The sequence below is a fragment of the Providencia sp. PROV269 genome (assembly GCF_028477785.1).
In the GTDB taxonomy this organism is placed as follows: Bacteria; Pseudomonadota; Gammaproteobacteria; order Enterobacterales; family Enterobacteriaceae; genus Providencia; species Providencia rettgeri.
The window spans coordinates 158292-178859 of record NZ_JAMPLV010000004.1 but is presented as its reverse complement, the minus strand read 5'-3'; the positions used below and the strand labels follow the sequence as shown (position 1 = coordinate 178859).

The window sequence follows — 20568 nt, the reverse complement described above, 5'->3', positions numbered from 1 at the left end:
CTTTATCGACAGAGGTTTTTATTCTTATCCATCGTATTGAGTAGTGGCTCAATAACACATGTCTTTTTCCCTTTAAGCTTTATGTGCAATGCCATCGGTAATTGCTCACTTTTGATATACATCACGCCAGATTGACCGACATAACCAACACTTTGCTGTTTAGCATCTGTGATTTCTGTACCAAAAGGTAAGCTATCGCCATTAGCAAGCACGCCTCGGATGAGATAAGTTTGTCGTGTATCGGTTTCGAGTTTGATGTAATTCACCGCTCCTTGATATGGACTCACATTGGCCATATTACCGAGCACCTCTGCACCTGCGGTTTTTTCTGTATCCGTCAAGGTATAGGTATTGGTTCTATACGGTGTGGAATTAGCAACTAAAACGACACCTTGTTGGTTGGTTAAGGTAGTTTTATCAGCGTTGACCATCATGTTACTGGCCATTGGAGCATCAATGATGGTATAGGTTTGTCCTGCTTCCCCTGAAAAAACAATATGTCCAGGGATAGCAACCAGAGTTCCTTTGGCGCCTAAACCAGTTTGGCGGTAATTATTGGCCTCTGTGTAAGATCCTGAAAGCGTGCTAGAGGGAAGCTGATAGCTGACGTTGCCACCAACTAAGTTATTCCCACCGTTTTGGTTCGTTGCAGTTAACGTATAATTGACTTGGTCATTTTTACCTGCAATACCACTGACACTTAGCGTAGTTTGTTGGTAACGAGAGTCAGTGAAATAACTTCCCATGCTAATATTGGCGCGTTTTTCAAATAAAGAAAAAGGAACACTAAAGTTGGCATAAATACGTGTTTCTTCTTCGCTGTCGTAATTACGAACACGTGAAACAGACACACTATAGGAAATATCGTTATAGTTGTTGGCATAACCAGCTTGATATTCACGGCTATTACCGTTTGTATTCCAATAATCACGATGTGTCCCCGAGATGAATACCGAACCATAACCATCTGCTAATTGTTGGTTTAAATTCAATGTAAATGTGTTTTTAGCACGTGAACCGCGTAAGGCGTCATAATTAGTGAGTGAAAGTTCAGGTGGAATATTATTGCCGAGTTTTTCTGATAGCTGGTCTTGATAAACTTTCCAAGCGCGATAATTGTCTTGGGAATAAATGGCATCAATAAAACTATAGTAGCCACTAGTCGAATAACGATATGACGCCAAGGTTAAATTGGTCGACGTTGCGTTAATATATTTGTTATAAGTCAAGCGATAGCTTTGACCACTATGATCGCCTGAATCTAATTTAGTATTTGCTTGCGTAATATCAGCTGAAATGGCCCCAAAACTAAAATTCCAACCACTCCCAATAACGCCGGAATAGTATTTTTCGCTAAATAACATTCCTGCATAAAGTGTCACTAAATTATTTAAACCATAGTGAAACTCACCTTGAGTAAATTTGGGTTGATAATGGGTATTGTCGATTTTTGTTTGCCCAGCAATGAGGCTGTAATTGTAAACGCCTTGTTTGAGCATATCAGGTACAGCAGAATAGGGTACAGTAAAGGTTTCTTGCCTTCCATCAGCTTCTTGGACAACGACGAATAAGTCACCACCACCAGCACTAGGCTGAAGGTCATTAAATGCGAACTCACCAGGGGGAACGTTTTCTTGATAAACCAGATTGTTATTTTGGTATACGCTGACTAATGCATTTGTTTGAGCGACACCGCGTATAATGGGGACAAAATTTTGACTTGAATTTGGCAACATACTGGCTTCTGTTGCCAATGCAATGCCTCGAACTCGAATACTATTAAATAGGGCTGCAGGTGTATAAAAATCACCTAATTTCAACCCGGATTTGATTGCACTAAGGGGGCGATAAATATAACGGGTATTGTTTTTCCATTTTTGGCTACCATGAGAGCTATGTCGATAGCTGGACTCATCTCTAAATTGCCAGGCGCCCAAATTAATGCCTGAATTTAAGGTCGCATAAAAATTGTCACTGCTGGTTTTTGAGTTTTTTTTCTCTTTGTAACTATAATAATTTGTATTATAAGAAAAAATAATTGCAGGCTCGCCATAATTCCAGAGGCTGGGGTCAACATAGTTAGCTTCGATTTGTTTCAGAGCGACTTGAGGGACGATAATATCGAGCCGCAGGTCGTTGATATTAAATTTATACTTTATATTGGGTACTAAATCATCTATAGGAATAAATGGCTGTTGTTTGGTTTGTTCAATTACCTCAGAAGACAAATTCAGATTTAATTTTTGCACATCATCAGCAGCAAGGCTGATCAGTTTACCATCATTATTGATATCAATTTCAAACTGACCTTTCCAATTATTATTGACATAAAGGTCGGCTAATTGTTTACCTGATGGAATGTTATTATCAGTATAGAATCGTGAAATATCTCCTTGTGCAGATTTACCTACCAATAGGGAAGTCTCAAACTCGTCCGCTATTGAGTTCTTTTGATAACTTTGTAGTCCTATTAAGATTAGGAGATAGAGATAATTTTCTTTTTTCACGATGATTTCTTCTATTAAAGTTTAATATTTTTAGATTTGAAAACACCATAGTCATCCACATACATTAAAATAAGATCGTGGTTTTTCATTATTCCTTTAATAGGTAATTCTTTTTCAGACATAGGGGCAATCATCGCAGAATCAGTTAATGAGTTATTTTTATCGTCAGATGGTGCGATAGCTGCAATAGTTAAATGGTATTGTGAATTATTTTTAACTAATATTTTATTATTTTTAATCTGATAGCTTGCATTATTAATAACCTCATCGGGAGATTCAGTTAGCCCAATAGGACGATAAAAAATTTTAATTCGTGAACGTGTGGCTAGCTGAATTGCATTTTTGCCTTTAGCAGACTCTGGCGTTTTAGGAATATCTAAAACATTTAAGAAAAATACGCTTTCAACATTTTCAGGAAGTTTTCCGGGTATTTTTTTAATTTTTAGTTGCTGACCTTGTAAACCTTCAATTTTAACAATAGGAGGGGATAAATAAAAAGGCGCTTCAGAATTCTCAGGCGTGGAATTTTCATCACCGTTATCAATCCATGACTGAACAAGAGACGATGTTTTACTGTTATTGGTTAATTGTACAGCAATACTATCAGCGTCAGCAGGATATATAATTCGAGTGCCAGTAATAATAACATTAGAAAGTGTTGCGCTCGAAAATAAAATAGTGAGTAATAAAACTAGAATTTTCATAATAGCATCCATTTAAAGCCAGGCTAATAAAAGCCTGGCTAAGTCATAATTATAAATAGGAAACTGTATATATTACGTTTGATTGCAAAAGACCGACTTTGGCGGCAGTTGCATTAGTTTTATAATAACTGGCAATTAAATTGAGGGTAGCTCCTGTCGCACCACCAGTATCAGCTCCTGTAAGGTTAGTATCAAAAGCCACATTGAGTGGAATTGCGGTGGTTGGAGTACTGGTTTTAGATAAACTAAATCCGACGTTTTTGGCAACGGAAGCATCATTTTCATTCACGGAAGTATTCACTAAATACAAACCGGAAGGAGAAATATTACTTGACGAATAGAAGTGTAATTTCAGATTACTTACAGGGACGCTTGCGGGTGCGCAATCAGAGAAAGTTAAAGAAAATTGTTTTTGATTTTTAGAAATAACCGTGGCGGCAGTTGTCCCTGCATCTGTTACGGTTATTGGATCAAGAACAACAGTCATATCGGCACTATTTCCGCCATTAATGGTACAAGTTGTATCGCTTATTGCTCCAGAAATTGAAATAATTCCCCCAGCACTATTCGTTATTGCAAGTGCTGAACCTGATATAAAAGATAAAGAAAGTAAAGACAGAGGTAGTATATATCTAGACATAATTAACCCCATAAGGTCAAAAATAAAATAAAGTTATATAACTTTGATTAACAGCTGAATGTAAATTAGCTGTATTGTTTTATGCTAGATATAAAGTGCATTTTTTTCAAATTCAAAATTAAAAAAACAAATAATGAGATTGGTGTGTTTTTTATATATATGAATTTAATGTAATATTATTTTTTTGATTGTTTCAAAATAACGCGTAATAAGTGTGTTTATTGGTGGTTAGTGGTTTGTCTATTGGAATACTTCTCGTTGTAAGTGTTATTATGACAATGGCAAAGGTCAATTAACTTAATCATAAATAGAAGTAATATTAACTCATGGGATTAAATAAAATTTAATTTATAAAAAATAAATTGATAATAAAATGGCAAATCATAGAAAATGATTTGCCATTGAAAGATATCTTATAAGCTTGGTAGGAAAGTAGTAAATACAGGCATAAAGGTGACTAAGAGTAAAACGATAATTAATGCAAAGAACAAGGGCATAACTTCACGAATAAAATCAGAAATACGGACACCAGTAATCGATGTGGCTACAAACATGACGGTTCCCATTGGCGGTGTTAAGCAGCCGATGGCCAAATTAAGGATCATGACAATGCCAAAATGGATAGGATCAATCCCTAATAGCTTTACTGTAGGCATTAATAATGGAACAAGGACAATAATTGCGGCATTTCCTTCAATAAACATACCTAGGATTAACAACACCGCATTGACAATCATTAAGAAGACATACGGGTTATCAGAAAAATTGGTCATCATTCTGGCAACATCTTGCGCCACTTGCTCGTTCGTCAATACCCATGCTAATGCGGAACAAGTCATAATAATGAGCATGATACTTGCTGTTGAACGGGCGGTTTCTAAAAATGAGGCAGCAATGTCTTTTAACTTCATTTCACGATAAAAGAAGGTACCAATTACAATAACGTAAAGTACAGCAATAGCACCAGCTTCTGTTGGTGTAAAAATACCAAAGCGAATTCCACCAATAATAACGAGAACTAATAGGAAAGCAGACATCGCTCCTTTACCTGTTTGGTAAACTTCAGCAAATGTAGGTGCTTTATCTCTAGCAGGCTTATATCCACGTTTTTTTGCAATCAGATAAATTGCAACCATTAAAGCAACGCAGCACATTAATCCAGGAATGATTGCAGCCATAAACATCTTACCAATAGAGACGTCAGCGACAAATCCATAGATGATTAATGCAATACCCGGTGGAATTATAGGTGTTATTAATGATCCTGCGGCAGTGACAGCGGCAGAGAAGCTTTTTCCATAACCTAATTTTGTCATTTCTGGCACTAACATTTTAGATAGCATTGCACAGTCAGCGAGGTTAGATGCAGAAAGTCCGCCCATCATTGTACTTAATAATACGTTAGATTGGGCAAGTCCTCCTGGATAGTGGCCAGACAGAGTACCAGTAAATTTCAACATTCGTCTAGTAATACCAGTGTAATTCAAAAGGTTACCTAACAAAATGAAGAAAGGGATAGCAAGTAACGTCACATTTTCCCCAGCCCCAATAATGCGTTGTACCGCAATGAGGGGAGAAATGTCACCCGCAGAGAAAAAGTAGGTGAGTAATGCAATCAGTACACTTAAAAAAATGGGAACATTAATTAAAAAGCAGAATATTAATACGATACAGGCGATAATTACTGACATGGTTTATCTCCTTTTAGTAATTTACTCATGTCTTCCAGTAAATGTTGGATAGAAAATAACACCATGATGGATGCGCCAATGGGTACAGAAAGGTCGATATAATAATAAGAGACACCAATAATTGGTGTTATTTTGTCTTCTGCAATAATAGAGAGTTCATATCCAAGATAACCAAAAATTGATAAAGCAATAATGGCCATAATATGAGTAACGACCGCAATAGCTAATTGTACTTTTTCAGGAAATAAAGAGGTAATTGCATCAATACTGACATGCATTCTTTTGCCTGCCGCAGATGCTGCGCCAATCATCACCAACCAAATGTAGCAAATGATTAAAACTTCCTCACTCCACATTAAAGGGTCATTAAGAAGCCAACGCATGAATACAGCAAGAATGGTAATAATGACAATAGCGGCAACAGCAAGAGAAGCCACTATATCACTTAATTTCCCCAGAAATTTAAACATAAAAGATCCTTGCGAGAATAATAGTTAACCATTTGTATTGTAAAAATATTGGCGGTATTAACCGCCAAGTAATAGGGTTACTTATTAATAATATCTTGAGTTTGTTGATATAAATTCGCAGACCATTCAGGGAATTCATTATAGAAAGGCTTAGATTTTTCTTTGAAGAGCGCTCTGTCTACTTCAACAACAGTAACACCTTCATTTTTCATTTTCTCAATGATTTCTTTTTCTTGTTGTAAGACTAAATCTGTTAGGAATTGCCCAGCTTCATTTCCTGATTCAACTAAAGCCTGCTGAATATTTTCAGGTAATTTAGCGTAGGTTTTGCTGCCCATGACTAGGTTGGTTACGTTCTCTACATGACCCGTTAAAATCAAGAATTTGGCCGCTTCATGGTGTTTTTGCCCATATAGCACAGGAATTGGGTTTTCTGCGCCATCAATAATTTTAAGATTAAGTGCAGTATAAACTTCTGCTAAAGGTAATGGTGTTGGTGTGGCACCCATTGCCTCTAAACCTTTAATTTGAATTTTATTATTGGGGACGCGAATTTTTAAGCCTTTTAGGTCATCTGGGGTTTGGATCATTTTATTGGCTAAGATATGGCGTGAACCATATAACCAATCTTTAGAAACCACGTGAAGGCCTTTTTTATCTAACTGTTGTTCTAAGGAACCATACCAAGGTGAGGCATTTAATTTAAAAATATCTTTATAAGATAGTCCTAAATACGGCCCAAACATAATGCCGTAATCAGGTACATAATCAGAAAAGAAGGCACCATCTGCTAAGGTAATTAGTGGGCTACCTAACTTCATTTGTTCGATGACATCTTTTTTGGAGCCTAATTGTGAGCTTGGATAAGGAATTAATTCACCTTCACCATTAGTTTTTTCATTGAATTTTTTTGCCCATTCGTGAATAGCTAAATCAAAAGGCTCTCCAGGGTTATTTTCATAAGCGACTTTTAACTTATATTTAGCATCTGCAAATGCGGCATTTGTCATGCTGCCCATTAATAGCATTGTGCTGAGTGTTAAGCTAAGAAGTTTTTTTCCGTTTAATGTGCTCAGTTTCATAAAGGTATCTCCTGTAGGGGGATTTATTGTTTTAAGTATTTATTTTCTTTTTCTAACCAATGTATTTTCTGCGTAGCATTGATTCTGTACCGCTACTCAGAATTTCAGTAATTTTTTGGCTCACATCATCTTGTAATTGTGGTATTTCGTTGAGGTTTAATCCCCATAAATCAGACATTGCTAGCACATTTTCAGTAAGTTGTTTTACATTTGAGTCATAGAGTTCATGCCAAGCTTTAAAGCGTTCAAGTAAATAATCATCATCATTTAAAGGAATGAGTTGTTCAGCCTGTTTTCCTCGATAGAAAACAATAAGTGCAGCAAGTGAAAATGAAATGCAATAAGGAATTTTATTGTATTGCTTAACATAAGAGATTAATTGAGGTAATAGGCGAGTTTTAAATTTAGTTAACGAGTTTAGAGATATTGAAATTAATTCATGTTCTATATATGGGTTATTAAAGCGGTCAATAACTGCGGAGGCAAAAGCCGCGAGCTCCGAAGGGCTTTGAGATAAAACAGGAATAACTTCATTATCAATTAAATCTTTAATGAAAGCTAAAAAGATTGGGTTGCTAGTGACATCACGGACAGTTCTGATCCCTGCCAAGTAAGCAACAGGAACCATCGCGGTGTGCGCACCATTTAAGATTGCAACTTTACGCTCTTTGTAGGGCTTTATGTCATCGACTACTTTGATATTTAATGGTAATTCATTCAGTTTTAGCTTCTGCTCTAGTATTTTTGGCCCTTGAATGACAAATAAATAGAAATATTCAGCAGTGACGAGAAAATCGTCTTTATAACCTAATTCTTTTTCCAGTTTCTCAATTTCATTTTTCGGGTAGCCAGTAACGATCCTATCGACTAACGTAGAACAAAACGTATTACTGCTATTTAGCCAAGCAATAAAATCTGCGGGGAGTTGCCAGTCTTGCGCATGTTGATTCACAAACTCTTGTAACTTATCGCCATTATAGTCAATTAACTCACAGGGGATGATGAACAACCCTTTGCTATTATCACCATTAAAATGTTGAAAGCGGTGAAATAAAAACTGAGTAAGTTTCGCAGGGAAACTACTTGCTGGTGCATCTTCTAAGCGTACGTCGTGCTTATATACGATCCCTGCTTCCGTCGTGTTAGAGAAGATCCATTGTAATTCGGGATTTTCTGCACATTTTAGAAACTTATCATATTCAGAATAAATCAGTATTTCACGGTTAACCGAATTAATAATTCTTATATTCGAAACGCTTTGTTTTTGTTCATTAATTCCCCTGGTGATGGCAGTATAAAGTCCATTTTGCTGATTGATTGAGGGATGTGATGAGTCAATTGGCCTGACAAGCGTAATGCCACTATTGAAATCTGTCTTTTCATTCAGTTGGTCAACCATCCAGTCGATAAAAGCACGTAGAAAATTACCTTCTCCGAATTGCAAAATTCTCTCTGGGTATTGCTTATTAGCCATTGACTGTCTATTTAAGTAATCCATGACCATTCCTCTAGTTATTATGTGTATTAATCATCCGGTGTTGATTCAGACTAGAAGTATTTTTTTCTATGGACTATTAATTGCATCAATTTTGTGGAATGAATGGCTTTTTGATGTTTTTAATCTGTTTTTTATCAGTTAAAAACAGATGGAATTATAAATGAATTCAATCTATTTAGTTAGTTGGTATTTTAATTGCATGAAAAATAGTAATATTTTTATTTTTTATAATTTTGATTAATAGTAATTTTATAATTAAGTTGTTTTTTTTACTAAAAAATTCAGGTTTTATTTGATGTATATATTATCGAGCCAAAGAATAAGTCATCGTTGACCATTCATTGGCCTTGTAACTTAATGTTATTTATTCATAAGTTTGCTGTATGGAGTTAATCATAGTTCTTTTAGCGGTATCTAAATGATGTCGAAGTTCATTCATCGCCACAATATCATTACGGCTAATCAAAGCACTTAAAATGGTCATATGTTCTTCAATTGCCAGTACATTTCTTTCTTTTAAATCTGACTCATCCCATTGATATTGAAAGTGAAATATCACAGTGATGATTTCAAGAGACTGATTAAAAAACGGGTTATTGGCACCTGATAAAATAAGACTATGTAGTTCATAATCTAGTTGGGAAAAGTCGCGGTAATTGATAGTAACGGTTTCCCGTAGTGTCCTATGTTTGAGTAATAGCTCTTTCGCTAAAATCCAACGGTGGTCATCTGGTGGTAAATTTAAAAAATGAGTCAGAGCATTGGTTTCTAGCAATTCCCTGAACTCAAAAAGCTTTTCTGCATATTCACGCGAAAATTTCATCATGTGCCAGTTCCCCCGGTGGGTGTTTTTAATTAACCCATAACGAGAAAACTCCACTAAGAACTCCCGAACAATACTAGAACTTACATGGCTTTTTTTTGCTAGTTGTAATTCAGTAAAAGTATCCCCAGGCATCAATTCTTTGCGTTTAATCATTTGATAAAACGCTTTTTCGAATAAGACGATTTGTTGATCAGGAAGACTTGATTCAACAGGAAAGAAATCAGTTTTATTGGGATAGCGAATAACATGATATTCACTCCCTTGTTTTTCAATGATTTTCTTTTCTAATAAATATTCGAGGGTATGTCTCACTGTGGTTCGACTGATATTAAACATCTCAGCTAAAGAAGATTGTGAGGGAAAGGGGGATGTTAATAAATTTTTATGTATAGCGTCTAAAAATTCATTAATTGACCCATAGCGTACATTTTTACTCCTCACCATTTAAACACTCCTTAATCTGATTTTTATTCTTTAAAGACCGATTTAAAACCGATTTAAAAACATTTAATCACAAAATTCGGTTGTTAAGTATCTAGTCTATGTTTTTTAAATTAAAAAAGACAGATTAATTGACGGAGGAAAATATGAAACAATTGATTTGTCAGGAACCTAAAAAATTAGTCTATCAACAAGTCGTTGAACCTACAGTGCAAGTTGGGCATGTAAAAATAAAAATACATGCGGTTGGAATATGTGGAACGGATATCCACGCTTGGGGAGGAAATCAGCCCTTTTTTCAATATCCACGAGTATTAGGACATGAAATCTCTGGAACTATTTGTGATGTTGCACCTGACGTTACACAATGGAAAGTCGGTCAGCGTGTTGCTGTAATGCCTTATGTTGCCTGCTATGAATGTGGTGCTTGTAAGGAAGGAAAAACAAATTGCTGCGAAAAAATTTCAGTTATTGGCGTTCACGAAGATGGTGGTTTTTGTGAATATTTAAATGTGCCAGAGAAAAATGTATTAGCGATTGAAGATACAGTTACAGATATTGATGGCGCCTTAATCGAACCATTTTCAATCAGTGCTCATGCCGTCAGGCGTGCGCAGGTTAAACCTCAAGATACTGTTTTAGTTGTAGGGGCAGGGCCTATAGGGCTAGGTGTTGCTGCTATTGCTAAAGCGGATGGTGCTAACGTATTAGTGGCTGATACCAGCGAGGCACGTCGTCAACATGTTGAAAAAGTATTAGGCTTAAAAACGTGTGACCCAGCCGATGAAAACTACTTATCAAGTATTGAACACCATTTTTCAGGTATGCTTGCTGAGAAAGTTATTGATGCAACGGGGAATCAACACGCAATGAACACCGCGGTGAATTTAATTCGTCATGGTGGCTTAATTGTATTTGTTGGGCTATTTAAAGGTAATTTATCGTTTCCAGATCCAGATTTTCATAAGAAAGAGACAACAATGATGGGAAGCCGAAATGCCACTCCTGAAGATTTCAATAAAGTTGCAAGGTTAATGGCAGAAGGTAAGTTATCTAGTGGTATGATGCTAACGCATCAATTTGATTTTAATACCATTGGTGATATTTATGAAAGTGATGTTATTAATAATCGTGAATTAATTAAAGGTGTTATTTTATTTTAAATAACAATTTATCTTTAAATAATAACAAAAAACCCACAATAAAAGTGGGTTTTGTTTTTAGTTCGTCTCTAGAAAGGATGTGTTAGCGCTTTAATGCTTCTGATAACTCATCTTTCATGACGGACAGTATGTCTCTAACAACACGTGGGCTACCAGCAACTAAGTTACCTGAGGCTAAATAATTATGACCGCCAACAAAGTCAGTTATGATGCCGCCAGCTTCACGCATGATCAGCTCACCGCCCATGAAATCCCACGGTTTTAAACCAATTTCAAAAAAAGCATCAACACGGCTAGAAGCCACATAGCATAAATCTAATGCTGCGGAGCCGGTACGACGCAAATCAGCACATTTGTTAAACATCGCAGTCATGATGTTCATATAGACAGGTGCATGTTGTTTTTGTTTGAAAGGGAAGCCTGTCGCAACGATAGCGCCATCAAGGTCACGTTTTTCGTCGATGCGAATACGATAACCGTTAAGCTGAGCGCCTTGCCCACGTACTGCGCTAAATAATTCATTACGCATTGGGTCATAAACAACAGCAACTTCTGTACGGCCTTTAACGCGCACAGCGATAGAAACAGAAAAATGGGGGAGACGTTTTGTGAAGTTGGTAGTGCCATCCAGTGGATCGATTACCCATTGAATATCATCATCTTTACCAATTAGTTCACCACTTTCTTCAGTGATAATAGTGTGGTCAGGATATGATTTGCGGATGATTTCAATAATCAGTTGCTCAGATTCTTGGTCAACGTTAGTAACGAAATCGTTAGTGCCTTTCTGAGTGACTTTAATATTGCTAGGCATTTCATAGTTTTTAGCTATGTGATTACCGGCCTTACGTGCTGCACGTATGGCGATGTTAAGCATCGGATGCATGGGCTTTTTCCACTGGAATGTTAAAGAACGAAAAACTTGAGTGCCGAAGTATATAGATGTTCGTCACAATAAGCAATTTTGTGTTAAGCTATTGCAATAATTTTTTCATTAAACGTATAAATCATGTTAGATAACATCCGTATTGTTCTTGTTGAAACCTCACACACTGGTAATATGGGCTCAACAGCTCGTGCCATGAAAACCATGGGGCTTTCTAATCTGTACCTCGTTAATCCTCTCGTTGAACCTGATTCACACTCTATTGCGCTTTCTGCCGGGGCAAGTGATGTTATTGGTAATGCGACAATAGTTAAAACTCTCGATGAAGCTTTAGAAGGCTGTAAGTTAGTGATCGGTACCAGTGCACGTTCTCGCACCTTATCTTGGCCAATGGTTGAACCACGTGAATGCGGCATTAAATCTGTTGAGCAATCCAAAGAATCACCTGTTGCTATCGTATTTGGCCGTGAGCGAGTGGGCTTAACCAACGAAGAACTTCAAAAATGCCAATATCATTTATATATCCCCACAAACCCAGAATACGGTTCTTTGAATTTAGCGATGGCAGTGCAATTGGTGAGTTATGAAATACGCATGGCGTATCTTTCAATGGATGAAAAAAATACGGTAATTTCCGCTGATGATGAGGTAGAATACCCACCGTCAGAAGATGTTGAACGTTTTTATGTCCATCTTGAGAGCGTGTTGAATGAATCAGGTTTTATTCGTAAAGCGCACCCTGGCTTAATTATGAATAAATTACGCCGTTTATTCACTCGAGCGCATATCGAAACCCAAGAGTTACATATCCTGCGGGGTATCTTAACATCAATGGAAAAATGGGCGAAAAAGTGAGGTTAAATCCGTGGTAAAATCAGGTGAATAATACTTGAGTAAATTAGTCAGGTAAATAGTTGACTAAATTACTCAGGAATGTCACAATCTGACCATAATTTACCATGGAGTAATATGTTATGAGACTCACTTCCAAAGGGCGTTACGCAGTAACTGCGATGTTAGATGTCGCATTACACTCTCAGTCAGGTCCAGTGCCTTTAGCTGACATTTCTGAACGTCAGGGAATTTCCCTCTCTTATCTTGAGCAACTTTTCTCTCGTTTACGTAAAAACGAGTTAGTTTCGAGTGTGCGCGGTCCAGGTGGCGGTTATTTGCTTGGTAGAGACGCAGACCAAATCTTTGTTGCTGAAGTAATCGCTGCGGTAGATGAATCTGTTGACGCCACCCGTTGTCAGGGTAATAAAGAAGGTTGCCAAAATGGTGATCGCTGCTTAACTCACGCATTATGGCGCGATTTAAGCGATAGAATTACAAGTTTCCTTAGCAGCATTAGCCTTGATGAACTGGTTAAAAACCAAGAAGTCATGGTTGTTGCTGATAGACAAGATAACGAACAGCGTAAGACCATGCCAAATGGGATTACACCTGAATCGATTATCAATGTACGTGCTTAAAAATATTAAAAAAATTGCAGTCGGTACATTTTGGTGAGTTATTAGACGAAGAGCTAATTTCCGCCATTTGTATCTTTAAAAATTAAAGGCAAGTTAGCTTGTCCTTTGGAGTAAGTGAGCAATGAAATTACCAATTTATCTTGATTATTCAGCAACAACACCGGTTGACCCGCGTGTGGCTGAAAAAATGATGCAATGTTTAACAATGGATGGGAACTTTGGTAACCCAGCGTCCCGTTCTCATCGTTTCGGCTGGCAAGCTGAAGAAGCGGTGGATATTGCTCGCAATCAAATCGCCGAATTAGTGGGTGCTGACCCACGTGAAATTGTATTTACCTCAGGCGCAACTGAGTCTGATAACTTAGCGATTAAAGGCGCTGCTAATTTCTATAAAAAGAAAGGCAACCACATTATTACCTGTAAAACGGAACACAAAGCCGTTTTAGATACTTGCCGCCAATTAGAGCGTGAAGGTTTTGAAGTGACTTATCTGTCACCACAAAGCAATGGTTTAATTGCTATGCAAGACCTACAAGACGCTATCCGTGAAGACACGATTTTAATTTCTATTATGCATGTTAATAACGAAATTGGGGTTGTGCAGGATATCGCAGCTATCGGTGAATTATGCCGTAGCAAAGGAATTATTTTCCACGTTGATGCAACACAAAGCGTAGGTAAATTACCTATCGACCTTAGTGCGCTAAAAGTGGATTTAATGTCATTCTCTGCTCACAAACTTTACGGGCCAATGGGTATCGGTGCGTTATATGTGCGCCGCAAACCGCGTATTCGCCTTGAAGCGCAGCAACATGGCGGTGGTCATGAGCGCGGTATGCGTTCTGGGACATTACCTGTACACCAAATCGTGGGTATGGGCGAAGCTTACCGTATTGCCAAAGAAGAAATGGCGGCGGAATCTGAACGCTTACGCGGTTTACGGTTACGTTTGTGGAATGGCATTAAAGATATCGAAGAAGTTTACCTCAATGGTGATTTAGAACACGGTGCGCCGCACATTCTGAACGTCAGCTTCAACTATGTTGAAGGTGAATCACTGATGATGTCATTAAAAGATTTGGCTGTATCTTCAGGTTCTGCATGTACTTCTGCAAGCCTAGAACCTTCTTATGTACTGCGCGCTTTAGGGATGAATGATGAGCTGGCACATAGCTCAATCCGTTTCTCTTTAGGTCGTTTCACGACAGAAGAAGAAATTGACTATGCAATCAAAATGATTCATGGCGCAATTGGCCACTTACGCGAGCTGTCTCCTTTATGGGAAATGTTCAAAGACGGCGTAGATCTTAACAGCATCGAATGGTCTCACCATTAATCAGACGGTTTCAGGAGTTTAAAAATGGCTTACAGTGAAAAAGTTATCGATCATTATGAAAACCCACGCAACGTTGGTTCGTTTGACAACAGCGACCCAAGCGTAGGTAGCGGTATGGTAGGCGCACCTGCCTGTGGTGACGTCATGAAATTACAGATTAAAGTAAATGATGACGGCATTATTGAAGATGCACGCTTTAAAACTTATGGCTGTGGTTCAGCAATTGCATCAAGTTCACTCGTGACTGAATGGATGAAAGGCAAAAGTTTGGACGAAGCGGAGTCAATCAAAAATACAGCGATTGCCGAAGAGTTAGAATTACCACCAGTGAAAATTCACTGTTCAATTCTGGCTGAAGATGCAATTAAAGCTGCTATTGCTGATTACAAAAGCAAACGCCAAAGCAAATAAGTTTTTAATCAGTCTATAGGGCAACCCATATTAATAAATAACAACAAGTTATCGTCCTATAACTGGAACAATACCCACGGCGTCTAGGCTAAACATCGCTGAGTTTCTTAGTTTAGAAATAGGGTGGGTATAAAATAATTTGAAGGCGGATGCGACTCATGAGTAGCATCTGCCTTGTTTGTTTCTAAAGTGAGGTTTGCAATGTCTATTTCTCTTACAGAAAGTGCTGCGCAGCGTATTCAATCCTTTCTACAAAATCGTGGGAAAGGCGAAGGTTTGCGTTTAGGTGTAAGAACTTCAGGTTGTTCAGGAATGGCTTATGTTCTTGAATTTGCTGATACAATCAATGAAGAAGACACAGTTTTTGAAGATAAAGGTGTGAAAGTCATCATCGATGGCAAGAGCATTGTTTATCTTGATGGTACTGAGCTGGATTTCGTGAAAGAAGGCTTAAACGAAGGGTTTAAATTTAATAACCCTAACGTCAATAGTGAATGCGGATGCGGTGAAAGTTTTCACGTATAATGCGTTTTATTAAGCCTAATTTTTGGCCAATCTTACTAATTTTATTTTATTAGTGGTATTGGTAACCGGTTCGAGAAACTGAGCACTTATGGATTATTTTACTCTTTTTGGGTTGACTCCCATCTATGCCATCGATAGCGAACAACTGACGTTACGTTTTCAAGACTTACAGCGTCAATACCATCCTGACCGTTTTGCAACCTGTTCTGAACAGGAGAAAATGCAAGCACTACAAAAAGCAGCAACCATTAATGCTGCTTATCAAGCCCTCCGTCATCCGCTAAAACGCGCGGAATATATGCTTTCATTGCATGGTTTTGATATTAATAACGAACAACATACCATGCATGATACGGCATTTTTGATGGAGCAACTTGAGCTACGCGAAGAGTTAGACAATATTGAGAACAGTGATGACGCACTTGATCTATTGGCTAAATTTATGCAGAGCGTCAAACAAATGCAGCAAGCACGAAGTGCACTGATGGTGACAGAGCTAGATGCCATGCAGTGGGAAAAAGCCGCTGATACCGTACGTAAACTACGTTTTCTCGACAAGCTTCAGCAGCAAGCAGAGCAACTCGAAGAACGATTACTAGATGAATTTTAAGAGAAAACGATTATGGCGTTACTACAAATCAGCGAACCCGGTATGACAGCAGCTCCGCATCAACGCAAATTGGCTGCAGGCATTGATTTAGGTACCACCCACTCTTTGATTGCGACAGTGCGCAGTGGTGAAGCTGCAGCTTTGCCTGATAGCCAAGGGCGCTTTTTATTACCATCGATTGTTAATTATCAACCCGAAAGCAAATTAGTGGGATGGGAAGCGAAACAACTTGCCGAGCAAGACCCGGTCAATACCATTATTTCAGTGAAACGTATGATGGGGCGTTCATTAGCCGATATTCAAAAACGCTACCCTGACTTACCTTATCAATTGACTGCCAGTGAAAATGGTTTGCCGTTTATTCAAACCGTGGCTGGCCAAGTTGACCCAATCCAAGTTTCTTCTGACATTCTAAGAACACTAGCAAAACGTGCTGAAGAAACCTTAGGTGGGGAAATGGATGGCGTAGTGATCACAGTACCGGCTTATTTTGATGATGCACAACGCCAAGGGACCAAAGATGCAGCGCGCCTTGCAGGCTTACATGTATTGCGTTTGCTGAATGAACCGACTGCGGCTGCGATTGCCTATGGATTAGACTCTGGGCAAGAAGGTGTGATTGCTGTTTATGACCTCGGTGGTGGCACTTTTGATGTGTCCATTTTACGCCTGAGCCGTGGTGTTTTTGAAGTGTTAGCAACGGGCGGCGATACCGCGCTTGGTGGTGATGACTTTGACCAAGTATTGGCTCAGTGGATTGCTGAGCAGGCAGGGGTTTCATTACAAGGTGATCATCATTTAAATCGTCAGTTATTAAATGTGGCGACAGAAACCAAAGTTGCGCTTAGTGATGCAGAAACAGTGACTATTCAGCTTGCCAACTGGCAAGGGGAAATTCGTCGTGAGCAGTTTGAAACGTTAATTGAAAATTACGTAAAGCGCACTCTGATGGCTTGTCGCCGTGCGTTAAAAGATGCGGGTGTTGAGGTTGAAGATGTTCTGAATGTCGTGATGGTCGGTGGTTCGACTCGTGTGCCACTAGTACGTCAAAAAGTCGGGGAGTTTTTTGGTAAATCACCACTGACATCCATCGACCCAGATAAAGTTGTCGCCATTGGCGCTGCAATTCAAGCGGATATTTTAGTCGGAAACAAGCCTGATAGCGAGATGCTGTTGTTAGATGTGATCCCACTCTCTCTTGGTTTGGAAACGATGGGTGGATTAGTCGAAAAAGTGATCCCGCGTAACACCACCATCCCTGTTGCTCGAGCCCAAGAGTTTACCACCTTTAAAGATGGTCAAACGGCGATGAGCGTTCATGTCGTACAAGGTGAACGCGAAATGGTGGCAGATTGCCGTTCATTAGCTCGCTTTACCTTGCGTGATATTCCAGCGATGGCCGCAGGTGGGGCACATATTCGTGTGACTTTTCAAGTCGATGCCGATGGGCTGTTGAGTGTTAGCGCCATGGAAAAATCGACAGGTGTAGAAGCATCGATTCAAGTTAAGCCATCGTATGGGTTAACGGATAACGAAATTTCAAACATGATTAAAGATTCAATGACTAACGCGCAAGATGATTTAAATGCGCGCCGCTTAGCGGAGCAAAAAGTTGAAGCTGCAAGAGTGCTTGAAAGTTTAACGAGCGCATTAGCCCAAGATGGCAATTTACTGACGCCAGAAGAAGAGTCAGAAATTGATAATGCAGTCAATGAGTTAATTAAAGCGGTTGAGGGTACAGACCCAATCGTAATTGAAAATGCCATTAAACAACTGGATAAGCAATCGCAGGAGTTTGCAGCGCGTCGCATGGATACCTCCATTCGCCAAGCGTTGTCAGGCCATTCTGTGGATGAGATATAATTATGCCTAAAATAGTTTTTTTACCTCATAGTGATTTATGTCCAGACGGTGCAGTAGTTGAAGCACAAGAAGGCGAATCTATTTTAAATGTTGCACTACGCAGCGGTATTGAGCTTGAGCACGCCTGTGAAAAATCCTGTGCTTGTACAACCTGTCATTGTATTGTTCGTGAAGGTTTCGATTCACTGGAAGAAAGCAGTGAACTCGAAGATGACATGTTAGATAAAGCATGGGGGTTAGAGCCTGAAAGCCGTCTAAGTTGTCAAGCATTGGTGACGGATGAGGATTTAGTGGTAGAGATCCCTCGTTATACTATCAATCACGCCCGCGAACACTGATTTTTGTCATACTTCACGCTGTAGCGTTGTTGGCTTCTTTCGCTAACCCTAGTCACATACTTTTGTATGCTCCTAGGGATTAGCTCAACTTGCCGCCTAGCTACAACGTGAATTATTTAAAAAATAGAAACGCTCGTCATACTTCATACTGTAGCGTTGTTGGCTTCTTTCGCTAACTCGAATCACATACTTTTGTATGCTCCTAGGGATTAGCTCAATCGCCGCCTAGCTACAATGTGAATTATTTAAAAAATTGAAATGCTCGGCATGTTTGGCGTTGTAACGTAGAGCATCAATGGTAAAAATCATTTAATAATCAAATTGGTGAGAGAACATGAGTTTAAAATGGTCAAATAGCCGCGAAATCGGTGAAGCACTGTACGACGCATTTCCTGATGTTGATCCTAAAACGGTGCGCTTTACTGATATGCACCAGTGGATTTGCGATTTAGAAGAATTTGATGATGACCCGCAAAAATCGAATGAGAAAATCCTAGAAGCCATTTTGTTAGTTTGGCTGGATGAGTTCGAATAAGTAGAGTTTTACCCTAAAAACCGAGTGACTGTCAGAAATAGTGCTCGGTTTTTTATTTTATATCAGCACTATAATGATATCCCTATTGGTATTTATCAGTTAAGGTAATGCTATCTGCCGACAGAATCAATGGGTTTTTACTGTCTGCAAAAATAGACAAAGTGAGAAAAACGATGACAAAACAAATTATGCCAGTAATGATTTCTTGTGAGCCTGCTGCACCTTGTTGGGGTGAAGGCGCATTGTTAAGCTCTAGTGATAAAGGGATGACAATCCACCTGAAACATGCAGGTAAATTATGTGCAGTACAAAGCGCTGGCCGTAAATTAGATGGTCAAGGGATCCGCAATGTTGCTTTGGCTGGCGAAGGATGGGATTTAGAAAAAAGCTGGGCATTTTGGCAAGGTTTTCGTGCGCCAAAAGGGGCGAGAACGATTGAATGGCCAGTATTGCCTGAAGCAGACCGCAAAGAATTAGAAAACCGTATTCGTACCATTGATTGGGTACGTGATGTCATTAACGCACCTGCAGAAGAGTTAGGCCCAGAACAACTCGCACAACGCGCCATTGATTTACTCTGCACTGTGGGCGCACAAGACATTAGCTACCGCATTATTAAAGGCGATGACTTATTAGAACAGGGGTATACCGGTATTCATACGGTCGGTCGTGGTTCAAGTCGCCCACCTGTCTTTTTAGCGTTAGATTACAACCCAGGTGCGAACCCAAATGCCCCTGTTTTTGCTGCGTTAGTCGGCAAAGGTATTACTTTCGATTCAGGTGGTTATAGCATCAAACCATCGTCTTCCATGAATTCAATGAAAGCGGATATGGGCGGTGCTGCAACCTTAGCGGGTTCATTGGCATTGGCGATTTCTCGTGGCTTACAAAAACGCGTCAAAATGTTCCTGTGTATTGCTGACAATATGGTTAGCGGTAATGCATTCAAATTGGGTGATATTATTCGTTACCGTAATGGTAAATCCGTTGAAATTATGAATACGGATGCTGAAGGCCGCCTTGTGTTAGCTGATGGCCTGATTGATGCGAGCAAAGAAAAACCAACGCTGATCATTGATGCTGCAACCTTGACGGGTGCGGCGAAAACCGCCGTGGGCAATGACTACCATTCAGTGTTGAGCTTCGATGATAAATTAGTTGCTGACTTGATGAGCGCTTCAGACGCTGAGTTTGAACTGTTCTGGCGTTTACCTTTGGCAGAGTTCCATCGCCAACAATTACCGTCTGGCTTTGCGGATTTGAACAACATCGCGGCACCATCGCACACAGCAGGCGCAAGCACTGCTGCGGCATTTTTATCGCATTTTGTCGAAAATTATCGTCAAAATTGGGTACATATCGACTGCTCCGCGACTTATCGTAAATCTGCAGTTAGCTTATGGGCAGAAGGCGCAACGGGTACAGGTGTAAGAACATTAGCAAACTTATTAATCAGTAAATCAAAGTAGTGAATGTTTGATTAATAACAGGCACGGGAAGGTAACTTTTCGTGCCTATTTTTTATCTTGATGTATTTGCGAGTATAATAAGCTCTTCTTTTTAATAGCAG

20 protein-coding genes are annotated in these 20568 nt (G+C 39.1%); 11 read left to right on the top strand and 9 right to left on the bottom strand.

Annotated features, from left to right (window positions below):
* Positions 1-2 precede the first annotated feature (2 nt).
* From PR683_RS07260 to PR683_RS07225, 8 genes are all read right to left on the bottom strand, one after another.
* On the bottom strand, positions 3-2507 hold the full coding sequence (locus tag PR683_RS07260; RefSeq protein WP_109911471.1) for a fimbria/pilus outer membrane usher protein: 2505 nt from the start codon (positions 2505-2507) through the stop codon (positions 3-5).
* 14 nt (positions 2508-2521) lie between these two features.
* On the bottom strand, positions 2522-3223 hold the full coding sequence (locus PR683_RS07255; RefSeq protein ID WP_227024227.1) for a fimbrial biogenesis chaperone: 702 nt from the start codon (positions 3221-3223) through the stop codon (positions 2522-2524).
* A 37-nt stretch (positions 3224-3260) separates the two neighbouring features.
* A complete protein-coding gene (locus PR683_RS07250) occupies positions 3261-3851 on the bottom strand; it encodes a fimbrial protein (RefSeq protein ID WP_109911473.1) in 591 nt (196 codons plus the stop codon).
* Between the two features lie 413 nt (positions 3852-4264).
* Positions 4265-5542, bottom strand: a complete 1278-nt coding sequence (locus PR683_RS07245; protein ID WP_109911474.1) for a TRAP transporter large permease — start codon at positions 5540-5542, stop codon at positions 4265-4267.
* Entirely contained in the window at positions 5533-6012 is a 480-nt protein-coding gene (locus tag PR683_RS07240; protein WP_004912692.1) for a TRAP transporter small permease, read from the bottom strand. Before PR683_RS07240 ends, PR683_RS07245 begins: the two co-directional genes overlap by 10 nt.
* A gap of 77 nt (positions 6013-6089) precedes the next feature.
* Positions 6090-7094 (bottom strand): C4-dicarboxylate TRAP transporter substrate-binding protein, encoded by a 1005-nt coding sequence (locus tag PR683_RS07235; RefSeq protein WP_004912689.1) that lies wholly within the window; start codon positions 7092-7094, stop codon positions 6090-6092.
* A gap of 52 nt (positions 7095-7146) precedes the next feature.
* Positions 7147-8592 (bottom strand): tagaturonate reductase, encoded by a 1446-nt coding sequence (locus tag PR683_RS07230; protein WP_196723839.1) that lies wholly within the window; start codon positions 8590-8592, stop codon positions 7147-7149.
* 364 nt (positions 8593-8956) lie between these two features.
* Positions 8957-9862: a GntR family transcriptional regulator gene (locus tag PR683_RS07225; RefSeq protein WP_004912686.1), complete on the bottom strand. Its 906-nt coding sequence runs from the start codon at positions 9860-9862 to the stop codon at positions 8957-8959.
* A 143-nt stretch (positions 9863-10005) separates the two neighbouring features.
* Between PR683_RS07225 and PR683_RS07220 the strand changes: the two genes are divergently transcribed.
* Positions 10006-11022 (top strand): zinc-binding alcohol dehydrogenase family protein, encoded by a 1017-nt coding sequence (locus tag PR683_RS07220; RefSeq protein WP_110732031.1) that lies wholly within the window; start codon positions 10006-10008, stop codon positions 11020-11022.
* Positions 11023-11104: 82 nt separating this feature from the next.
* Here PR683_RS07220 and suhB read toward each other — a convergent pair whose 3' ends face one another.
* A complete protein-coding gene (gene suhB, locus PR683_RS07215; protein WP_109911478.1) occupies positions 11105-11908 on the bottom strand; it encodes an inositol-1-monophosphatase in 804 nt (267 codons plus the stop codon).
* Positions 11909-12031: 123 nt separating this feature from the next.
* Between suhB and trmJ the strand changes: the two genes are divergently transcribed.
* The 10 genes from trmJ to pepB all read left to right on the top strand — a co-directional run bounded on the left by trmJ (position 12032) and on the right by pepB (position 20467).
* Positions 12032-12763 (top strand): tRNA (cytosine(32)/uridine(32)-2'-O)-methyltransferase TrmJ, encoded by a 732-nt coding sequence (gene trmJ, locus PR683_RS07210; RefSeq protein ID WP_004912680.1) that lies wholly within the window; start codon positions 12032-12034, stop codon positions 12761-12763.
* 119 nt (positions 12764-12882) lie between these two features.
* A complete protein-coding gene (gene iscR / locus PR683_RS07205; RefSeq protein WP_004264917.1) occupies positions 12883-13380 on the top strand; it encodes a Fe-S cluster assembly transcriptional regulator IscR in 498 nt (165 codons plus the stop codon).
* Positions 13381-13501: 121 nt separating this feature from the next.
* A complete protein-coding gene (locus tag PR683_RS07200) occupies positions 13502-14716 on the top strand; it encodes an IscS subfamily cysteine desulfurase (RefSeq protein WP_004912674.1) in 1215 nt (404 codons plus the stop codon).
* Between the two features lie 24 nt (positions 14717-14740).
* Positions 14741-15127: a Fe-S cluster assembly scaffold IscU gene (gene iscU / locus PR683_RS07195; RefSeq protein WP_004264914.1), complete on the top strand. Its 387-nt coding sequence runs from the start codon at positions 14741-14743 to the stop codon at positions 15125-15127.
* 201 nt (positions 15128-15328) lie between these two features.
* Positions 15329-15652: an iron-sulfur cluster assembly protein IscA gene (gene iscA, locus PR683_RS07190; RefSeq protein ID WP_004912669.1), complete on the top strand. Its 324-nt coding sequence runs from the start codon at positions 15329-15331 to the stop codon at positions 15650-15652.
* 88 nt (positions 15653-15740) lie between these two features.
* Entirely contained in the window at positions 15741-16262 is a 522-nt protein-coding gene (gene hscB / locus PR683_RS07185) for a co-chaperone HscB (protein WP_004912668.1), read from the top strand.
* Between the two features lie 12 nt (positions 16263-16274).
* Entirely contained in the window at positions 16275-18125 is a 1851-nt protein-coding gene (gene hscA, locus PR683_RS07180) for a Fe-S protein assembly chaperone HscA (protein ID WP_211889452.1), read from the top strand.
* Between the two features lie 2 nt (positions 18126-18127).
* A complete protein-coding gene (gene fdx / locus PR683_RS07175) occupies positions 18128-18463 on the top strand; it encodes an ISC system 2Fe-2S type ferredoxin (protein ID WP_004912660.1) in 336 nt (111 codons plus the stop codon).
* A 334-nt stretch (positions 18464-18797) separates the two neighbouring features.
* Positions 18798-18998 carry a Fe-S cluster assembly protein IscX gene (iscX, locus tag PR683_RS07170; RefSeq protein WP_004912658.1) on the top strand — a complete coding sequence of 67 codons (201 nt, stop codon included), beginning with the start codon at positions 18798-18800 and terminating at the stop codon, positions 18996-18998.
* Positions 18999-19171: 173 nt separating this feature from the next.
* A complete protein-coding gene (gene pepB / locus PR683_RS07165; RefSeq protein WP_036959049.1) occupies positions 19172-20467 on the top strand; it encodes an aminopeptidase PepB in 1296 nt (431 codons plus the stop codon).
* The last annotated feature ends 101 nt before the right edge of the window (positions 20468-20568 follow it).